General features: G+C 72.5%; 5 protein-coding genes. All 5 read left to right on the top strand.

The features are described from left to right. The first annotated feature begins 116 nt into the window (after positions 1–116). The gene (gene mshD, locus ACIQTO_RS35630; protein ID WP_402397199.1) at positions 117–1,163 is read left to right on the top strand and encodes a mycothiol synthase; all 1,047 of its coding nucleotides are present in this window, start codon (positions 117–119) and stop codon (positions 1,161–1,163) included. 394 nt (positions 1,164–1,557) lie between these two features. Then, positions 1,558–3,735, top strand: coding sequence for an RNA degradosome polyphosphate kinase (locus ACIQTO_RS35625; protein WP_402397209.1), 2,178 nt, complete (start codon positions 1,558–1,560; stop codon positions 3,733–3,735). A 142-nt stretch (positions 3,736–3,877) separates the two neighbouring features. Beyond that, positions 3,878–4,963, top strand: coding sequence for a CHAD domain-containing protein (locus ACIQTO_RS35620; RefSeq protein WP_402397197.1), 1,086 nt, complete (start codon positions 3,878–3,880; stop codon positions 4,961–4,963). 79 nt (positions 4,964–5,042) lie between these two features. Further along, the gene (locus tag ACIQTO_RS35615; RefSeq protein ID WP_402397207.1) at positions 5,043–5,468 is read left to right on the top strand and encodes an NUDIX hydrolase; all 426 of its coding nucleotides are present in this window, start codon (positions 5,043–5,045) and stop codon (positions 5,466–5,468) included. Between the two features lie 257 nt (positions 5,469–5,725). Beyond that, positions 5,726–6,859, top strand: a complete 1,134-nt coding sequence (gene pstS / locus ACIQTO_RS35610; protein WP_402397195.1) for a phosphate ABC transporter substrate-binding protein PstS — start codon at positions 5,726–5,728, stop codon at positions 6,857–6,859. Positions 6,860–6,872 lie beyond the last annotated feature (13 nt).

Genomic DNA, 6,872 nt, shown 5'->3' with positions numbered 1-6,872 from the left:
ACTGCAGGGGGGACCCTGTGGGAGAGTAGGACGCCGCCGAACAATCATTGTGAAGAACCCCCTGATCCCTTCGGATCGGGGGGTTCTTTGCGTTTTCCTTGACGTATCGTCAGGGCATGGACGATCAGGACGCTCAGCAGGAACGGGTCTACAACGGAGCACCGGCGACCGGCGAGGGGGCCGTCGTCGCCCGGGAGGTGCTGCGGGCGCCGGCGCGGGACGGCGCGCTGCGCGTTCTGACGGAGGCCCAGGCGGTGGACGGCCGGGCCGCGGTGTCCGAGCAGGGGCGGTTGCGGCTTCGCTCCTCGGACGCGGCCCGTCCGGGGGCGATCCACTTCATCCAGCAGGCCGGCTCCGGAGCGGCGCCGGCGCCCGGGGCCGCGGCGGACGTCGTCGGGTACGGGCAGCTGGAGCTGCCCCAGGGCCCGGGTACCGACGCCAACCCGTCGGCCGAGCTGGTGGTGGGGCCGGCCGCCCGGGGGCGCGGGTTCGGCCGGCCGCTGGTGGACGCGGTGCTCGCCGAGGCGCACCGGGCCGGCCGTGATCATGTGGACGTCTGGGTGCACGGTGGCCACCCGGCCGCCCGGCACCTCGCCGACACGTACGGGGCCGAGCTGGTCCGCGAGCTGCGGCAGATGCGCCGGACCGGCGCGCAGACCGAGTCCGTCGCGCTTCCGGACGGTATCGAGCTGCGGACCTTCCGTCCCGGTGAGGACGACGCCGAGTGGCTGCGGCTGAACGCGCTGGCCTTCGCCCACCACCCGGAGCAGGGCGCCTGGACCGAGCAGGACCTCGCGGACCGGCTGGCCGAACCCTGGTTCGACCCGGCCGGCTTCTTCCTCGCCACCCGCGGGGGCAGGGCGGTCGGCTTCCACTGGACGAAGGTGCACCCGGCGTCGGCCACCGAGCCGGCGCTCGGTGAGGTGTACGTGGTCGGCGTGGACCCGGCGGAGCAGGGCAGCGGCCTGGGCCGGGCACTCACCGCGGCCGGACTGCGTCACCTGACCGGCGGCGGCCCGGGCGAGCGAGGGCTGGAGACGGTTCTGCTCTATGTGGATGCTGACAATCCCGCCGCTGTGCGGGTATATGAACGACTGGGGTTCACCATTCACGAGGTGGACCTGATGTACCGCGTTCAGTACCGCGGGCCCGGAACGGCCTAGCGGCACCCGGCGCGGCAGGGACGGCGCCCGACCGCGGCCGGGCCGGGATCCGGCCGCGCCGCGGTGCCGCACGGCAGGCGTGAAGCGACGGTCCGGGCGGCGTCGGGACGGCATAGCGGAGAGCCGGGGCCGAAGCAACGGGTGTGCCCGCACGCCCCGGCTCCGACCGACTCAGCTTTCCTCCTGGCCATGCGGTGTTTACCGTGGATTCAATTGCTGCCGCGAAGATCACAGGATGAAGTCCGTAGTGTCTCGCTCGTGCAGCGTCGGCCGACACCCGCTGGCCGGTCCTGTGCAGACCGCGCCGGGTGGGTGGGCGTTGGCGCTGGGCGATGACGACGGCCCGCAGAGCCTTTCCCGTCCGGACGCCGTCCTGCTGGAGGAGCTGGAGCCCATGAGCATCCCCCGCCCTGTCTCTGCCCCGCTGTCCCCTCCGGCCAGGATGTCCAGTGCGCTGGGGATACCGCCGGAGCTGCCGGCCGCGGACGAGCAAGCGTTCGACGAACTGCCCCAGGGCCGGTTCCTGGACCGCGAGCGCAGCTGGCTCGCGTTCAACGAGCGGGTCCTGGAGCTCGCCGAGGATCCGCAGATCCCGCTGCTGGAGCGCGCCAAGTTCCTCGCGATCTTCGCGAGCAACCTGGACGAGTTCTTCATGGTCCGGGTGGCCGGCCTGAAGCGCCGGATCGCCACCGGAGTGGCCCAGCGCAGCGCCTCCGGTCTCCAGCCGCGCGAGGTGCTGGACCTGATCTGGACCCGCTCGCGCGAGCTGATGGCGCGGCACGCCGCCGCCTTCCAGCAGGAGGTCCTGCCGGACCTCGCGGGCGAGGGCATCGAGCTGGTCCGCTGGCCGGAGCTGGCCGAGAAGGAGCAGGCCCGCCTGCACACCCTCTTCCGGCAGAAGATCTTCCCGGTGCTCACCCCGCTGGCGGTGGACCCGGCGCACCCCTTCCCCTACATATCGGGGCTCTCCCTCAACCTCGCCGTGGTCGTGCGCAACCCGGTCTCCGGGCACAAGCACTTCGCCCGGGTGAAGGTGCCGCAGTCCCTCGCCCGCTTCCTCGAGGCGTCCCCGCAGCGGTACGTGCCGCTGGAGGACGTCATGGGGGCCCACCTGGAGGAGCTCTTCCCGGGGATGGAGGTGCTCGCCCACCACGCCTTCCGGGTGACCAGGAACGAGGACCTGGAGGTCGAGGAGGACGACACCGAGAACATCCTCAAGGCCCTGGAGAAGGAGCTCATGCGGCGGCGCTTCGGCCCGCCGGTGCGGCTGGAGGTCGAGGAGTCGATCGACCCCTACATCCTGGACCTGCTGGTGCGGGAGCTGAACATCACCGAGGCGGAGGTCTTCCCGCTGCCCGGTCCGCTCGACCTCACCGGGCTGTTCGGCATCGCCGACCTGGACCGCCCCGAGCTGAAGTACCCGAAGTTCGTCGCGGGCACGGCGCGCGGGCTGACCGACGTGGAGTCGGCCTCGCAGCCGGACATCTTCGCCGCGATGCGCGAGCGGGACGTCCTGCTGCACCACCCGTACGACAGCTTCTCCACCTCGGTGCAGGCCTTCCTGGAGCAGGCCGCGGCCGACCCGGACGTCCTGGCGATCAAGCAGACGCTGTACCGGACCTCCGGCGACTCGCCGATCGTGGACGCGCTGATCGACGCGGCCGAGTCCGGCAAGCAGGTGCTGGTCCTGGTCGAGATCAAGGCGCGCTTCGACGAGCAGGCCAACATCAAGTGGGCCCGCAAGCTGGAGGAGTCCGGCTGCCACGTCGTCTACGGCCTGGTCGGGCTGAAGACGCACTGCAAGCTGTCCCTGGTGGTCCGCCAGGAGGGTGACACCCTGCGGCGCTACTCGCACGTCGGCACCGGCAACTACCACCCGAAGACGGCCCGGCTCTACGAGGACATCGGGCTGCTGACCTCGGACCCGCAGGTCGGCGCGGACCTCTCGGACCTCTTCAACCGGCTCTCCGGCTACTCGCGCCGCGAGTCCTACCGGCGGCTGCTGACCGCGCCGCGCGGTCTGCGGGACGGTCTGACCTCCCGGATCCACAACGAGATCGCCCACCACCGGGCCGGCCGTCCGGCGTACGTGAAGCTCAAGGTCAACTCGATCGTCGACGAGGCCGTGATCGACGCGCTCTACCGGGCCTCCCAGGCCGGGGTGCCGGTGGACGTCTGGGTGCGCGGGATCTGCGCGATCCGGCCGGGCGTGGCGGGTCTGAGCGAGAACATCCGGGTCCGCAGCATCCTCGGGCGCTTCCTGGAGCACTCGCGGATCTTCGTCTTCGGCAACAACGGGGACCCGGAGGTGTGGATCGGCAGCGCCGACATGATGCACCGCAATCTGGACCGCCGGATCGAGGCGCTGATGCGGATCACCGACCCGGCGCACCGGGCCGAGCTGTCCGGGCTGATCGACCTCGGGGTGTCGGACGAGACCGAGGCCTGGCACCTCGGGCCGGACGGCGCCTGGACGCGCCACGCCCAGGACGCCGAGGGCAAGCCGCTGCGGCACGTCCAGGACCTGCTCATCGACTCGCGCCAGCGCCGCCGGGCCGCCACCGCCCGCTGATCGCGAGTCGCCGCCACGACCCGCTGGAGCGACCCACTGAGGCGAGCCGCCCACGCGAGCCGCCGAGCCGGTCGGGACCCGCTGCAGCGGTCGGCCACCAGCCCCGGGGGACGGCCCCGGGGGAACGGGGATCTACCTAGTCATGACCGATGCGCCGATGACGGCCCAGGCGGCCTCCACCGCGACCGCCGGGGACATCCTCTCCAGCCACCTCACGGCCCAGGCCGGGGCGTTCCTGCGCGCGCTGCCGACCGCGGTGGGCGAGGTCGGTGCCAGACCGGGGGCGGGCGTCGTCCCGCCCGCCGGTACGGCCGACCTGCTGCGGGCGGTACGGCGGATCGGCGGGCTGCTGCACACCTTCGGGGCGACCTTCGAGCAGACCTGGGCCCAGGAGTCGCGCACCGAGCTGCGCTGGCTGCTCAACCTGCTGGCGCTGGAGCCGGGGTACGTCCGCCGGGCGGCCCGCTTGCTGGGCGCCCTGGACGCGCTGAGCGGCAGCGAGACGGACGGCGCCGGCATGCTGGCCGGCCACGCCGGGGTGCCGAAGGCGAGGGCACTGCTGGACCGCCAGTTGACGCTGGCCCGGACCAGGGCGCACTCGACCGTGCTGCAGGAGCTCCGCTCGGCGCGACTGCACGCGCTGGCGGACCGGATGACCCTGCTGGTCGCCGACGCGCCGCTGCTGGAGGCCGCCGGCGGCCGGGCCGGCGCGGTGCTGCTGCCGCAGGCGGCGGCGGCCTTCGGCGCGCTGACGGCGAGCGCCCAGCAGCTGCCGTTGCGGCGGGCCGCCACCCCGTACGGCGGGGACGGGCTGCGGCGGCTGGGCGCGGTGCCGGCGGCCCGGGGAGAGGTGGACGCGGACGCGGCCCTGGCGGCGGACGACGCGCCGTGGCACCGGGTCCGGATCCTGGTGAAGCGGGCCCGCTACGCGCTGGAGGTGTGCGGCCGCCCGGCCGTCGAGCTGGACGAGCTGGACGGGGTGCTGGGCCGGCACCAGGAGGCGGCGGACGCGGCGGTCACCGCCTCGACGGCGGCGCGGACGCCGAGGATCACGCCCGCGACCGCCTATGTGCTCGGTGTGGTGCATGCTGATCAACGACTGGAGGTGGAGGCGGCACGGTACGCCTTCGGCCGCCGGTGGCCCGAGCTCCCGCCCGGCCTGGACGGCTGGCTGGAGATCCCCCCTGCCGAGGGCTGGGGGTACACCCCCGCACCCCGGACGGCATGACTTGCGCAACCGCCTGAGCACCGAGCGGGCCCACGGCCCGACCGTCAGCGGCCCGCGGGCCGGCCGGGGACCGGTCGTACTGGCCGCCGGCGCGGTGCTCTGGCTGCCGGGGCGGCCGAAGAAGAGCGGCCGGCTCGGGCGGCCGCGGATCGCGCTGATCCACCGCCCCAAGTACGACGACTGGAGCCTGCCGAAGGGCAAGCTCGATCCCGGTGAGGGCGTGGTCGAGGCGGCGCTGCGCGAGGTGCGCGAGGAGACCGGGTTCAGCTGCGTGCTGGGGGAGGAGCTGCCGACGCAGCACTACCTGGCGCAGGGGCGGCCGAAGGAGGTCCGGTACTGGGCTGCGGTGCCGTCGGCCGGGGCGTTCCGGCCCAACCGCGAGGTGGACCGGCTGGAGTGGCTGCCGGCGGGCAAGGCCCGGGCCCGGCTGACGCACGACCGCGACCGCCTGCTGGTGGACGCGCTGCTGGCGCTGCTCGGCGCGCGGCCGGTCCGGTCCTCGTAGCCGGGGCCGGTGCCGGTGGTGCCGGTGGTGATCTTCCCGCGCCCTTGCCGTGACGCAACCGTTACTACCTGACGTAGTTTCCTGTCATCCGTTCGAGGTTCACTCTCCGTTCACTTCCGACCGGCTGACGCGTCACTTGCCCGGCCTAACTTCGGGGATACCGGAGGGCCGAACGGGCCCCGGACCACAGCAAAACCCGCGCTCCGCCGTGTCGTAACGGCCCGCGTGCCGGGCAATGCCACAGAAAGGGACACCCTGTGAAGCTCCAGCGGAACGGCCGCTCCAAGGCCCTCGCCATCGGTGCCATGGCGCTCGTCAGCTCGCTGTCGCTCGCCGCCTGCGGTTCGGACGAGAACAACACCAACGCGTCCGGCGGCAGCGGTGGCTCCGCCTCCGCCCCCGCGATCAACTGCGGCACCAAGCCCGCCGCCCTGATCTCCGCGGGCTCCACCGCGCAGGGCAACGCGATCGACGTCTGGAAGAACAACTTCGGCGGCGCGTGCTCCGGTTCCAGCATCAACTACGGCGGCGGCGGCTCGGGCGCGGGTGTCCAGCAGTTCAACCAGGGCAAGATCCAGTTCGCCGGCTCCGACTCGCCGCTGAAGCCGGCCGAGGTCGAGGACAGCAAGAAGGTCTGCACCGGCGGCCAGGGCATCAACCTGCCGCTCGTCGCGGGTCTGATCTCGATCGTCTACAACGTGGACGGCGTCGACAACCTGGTCCTCGACGGCCCGACCATCGCCAAGATCTTCGACTCGCAGATCACCAAGTGGAACGACCCGGCGATCGCCACGCTGAACCCGGGCGCCAAGCTGCCGGACGCCGACATCCAGGCCGTCCACCGCACGGACGACTCGGGCACCAACGAGAACCTGACCAAGTACTTCGCCAAGGTCTCCAACGGCGCCTGGAGCTACCCGGCCGCCAAGGCCTGGGCCGGCAAGGGCGGCCAGGGCGCGAACGGCTCCGCCGGTGTCGCGGCCCAGGTCAAGCAGGTCAAGAACTCGATCAGCTACGCCGAGCTGTCCTACGCCCAGAGCAACAACCTGAAGAGCGCCGCCATCGCCACCGGCGCCTCCAAGCCGGTCGAGGCCACCGCCGCCAACGCCGCCACCACCTTCGCCAAGGCGAAGATCGCGGGCACCGGCAGCGACCTGGCGCTGACCCTCGACTACGGCACCAAGGACGAGGGCTCCTACCCGATCGTCCTGGTCACCTACGAGATCGTCTGCGACAAGGGCAACAAGGCCGAGACCCTCGACACCCTGAAGGCGTTCCTCGGCTACGCCGCCAGCGACGCCGGTCAGAAGGCCGTCGGCGACACCGGCTACGTCGCGCTCCCGAAGGAGCTGACCGACAAGGTCAACGCCGTCATCCCGACCCTGGCCTGATCCAGCCAGACCT

The organism is Kitasatospora sp. NPDC091207 (assembly GCF_044768625.1).
Lineage (GTDB): Bacteria > Actinomycetota > Actinomycetes > Streptomycetales > Streptomycetaceae > Kitasatospora.
Note: the sequence above shows the minus strand (reverse complement) of the source record. Positions and strands in the feature narration are given on the sequence as shown.